The sequence below is a fragment of the Corynebacterium sp. HMSC063G05 genome, assembly GCF_001810555.1.
Lineage (GTDB): Bacteria > Actinomycetota > Actinomycetes > Mycobacteriales > Mycobacteriaceae > Corynebacterium > Corynebacterium jeikeium_D.
Map to the genome: position 1 here is coordinate 1 of NZ_KV801837.1, position 2,331 is coordinate 2,331.

A 2,331-nucleotide genomic window follows, 5' to 3' on the forward strand; every position below is an offset into this window, starting at 1 on the left:
CTAGCAGACCCTGCACAATGCATCCCCACAACCCCACGCACGCAAACCCTGCCAGGTATCACACGCACGCGGTTTAGCCTCATCCACGTTCGTTCGCCACTACTAACGGAATCACAATTGTTTTCTACTCCTACGGGTACTGAGATGTTTCACTTCCCCGCGTAACCACCAATTAGACTATGAATTCATCTAACGGCGACCGCCCACAACGACGGCCAGGTTTCCCCATTCGGACACCCTCGGATCAACGCTCAGTTGGCAGCTCCCCGAGGCCTATCGCAGCCTCTCACGTCCTTCATCGGCCTACTATGCCAAGGCATCCACCATGCGCCCTTACAACACAACACACAAACAAATAACTAAGAACAATCACAAACAGAAAAACTGCTTGACAAAATCGAACTTACAGAAAAACAAGATGCTCGCGTCCACTATCCAGTTCTCACACAACACCCACACACCACACACAAACCACCAAACAGCAGCCTGCCCGCAGCACGCAGCAACCTGTAAACAGGAACAACAACATGTGTCATCCCAGACACCCAACAGCGCACCAACAACCAACCAACACAAAAAGGAAAGCACAAACGTTTAAAATCATCACACGCACGCGCAGACCACCACTTCAGTGATCTAACCAGTAGGTGTTCCACCCAAAAACAAAAAATAGCCACACGCCACCAACACGATGACACATGACACAAAGAAAAAATAATCTCCTTAGAAAGGAGGTGATCCAGCCGCACCTTCCGGTACGGCTACCTTGTTACGACTTCGTCCCAATCGCCAATCCCACCTTCGACAGCTCCCCCACAAAATGTGTTAGGCCACTGGCTTCGGGTGTTACCGACTTTCATGACGTGACGGGCGGTGTGTACAAGGCCCGGGAACGTATTCACCGCAGCGTTGCTGATCTGCGATTACTAGCGACTCCGACTTCACGGGGTCGAGTTGCAGACCCCGATCCGAACTGAGACCGGCTTTGCGGGATTAGCTCGCCCTCACGGACTGGCAACCCACTGTACCGACCATTGTAGCATGTGTGAAGCCCTGGACATAAGGGGCATGATGATTTGACGTCATCCCCACCTTCCTCCGAGTTAACCCCGGCAGTTTCTTACGAGTCCCCACCACAACGTGCTGGCAACATAAGACAAGGGTTGCGCTCGTTGCGGGACTTAACCCAACATCTCACGACACGAGCTGACGACAACCATGCACCACCTGTATACAAGCCACAAGGGAAACACCATCTCTGGCGCGATCCTGTATATGTCAAGCCCAGGTAAGGTTCTTCGCGTTGCATCGAATTAATCCACATGCTCCGCCGCTTGTGCGGGCCCCCGTCAATTCCTTTGAGTTTTAGCCTTGCGGCCGTACTCCCCAGGCGGGGCGCTTAATGCGTTAGCTACGGCACGAATCCCGTGGAAGGAAACCCACACCTAGCGCCCACCGTTTACGGCATGGACTACCAGGGTATCTAATCCTGTTCGCTCCCCATGCTTTCGCTCCTCAGCGTCAGTTACTGCCCAGAGACCCGCCTTCGCCACCGGTGTTCCTCCTGATATCTGCGCATTTCACCGCTACACCAGGAATTCCAGTCTCCCCTACAGTACTCAAGTTATGCCCGTATCGCCTGCACGCCCGGAGTTAAGCCCCGGAATTTCACAGACGACGCGACAAACCACCTACGAGCTCTTTACGCCCAGTAATTCCGGACAACGCTCGCACCCTACGTATTACCGCGGCTGCTGGCACGTAGTTAGCCGGTGCTTCTTCTCCATCTACCGTCAGAAACCCTTCGTCGATGGTGAAAGGAGTTTACAACCCGAAGGCCGTCATCCCCCACGCGGCGTCGCTGCATCAGGCTTCCGCCCATTGTGCAATATTCCCCACTGCTGCCTCCCGTAGGAGTCTGGGCCGTGTCTCAGTCCCAATGTGGCCGTCCACCCTCTCAGGCCGGCTACCCGTCGCCGCCTTGGTAGGCCATTACCCCACCAACAAGCTGATAGGCCGCGGGCCCATCCCACACCGAAAAAACTTTCCACCACACCCTCACGGTGCGGTCCTATCCGGTATTAGACCCAGTTTCCCAGGCTTATCCCGAAGTGCAGGGCAGGTCACCCACGTGTTACTCACCCGTTCGCCACTCGTGTACCCCAGCAAGCTGGAGCCTTACCGTTCGACTTGCATGTGTTAAGCACGCCGCCAGCGTTCGTCCTGAGCCAGGATCAAACCCTCCATCAAAAACCCTTCAAATCAGAAGAATCAAAAAAACAATGAAAGGCCCAAAAACCTGACAAAAACAGACAAACAACCACCACACAC

Annotated in this window: 2 rRNA genes; both read right to left on the reverse strand. The window is 54.3% G+C overall.

Annotated features, from left to right (window positions below):
* A 23S ribosomal RNA gene (locus HMPREF2751_RS01415) occupies positions 1 to 347 on the reverse strand; the annotation flags it as partial.
* A 380-nt stretch (positions 348 to 727) separates the two neighbouring features.
* Positions 728 to 2,250: ribosomal RNA gene (locus HMPREF2751_RS01420) — 16S ribosomal RNA — on the reverse strand.
* Positions 2,251 to 2,331 lie beyond the last annotated feature (81 nt).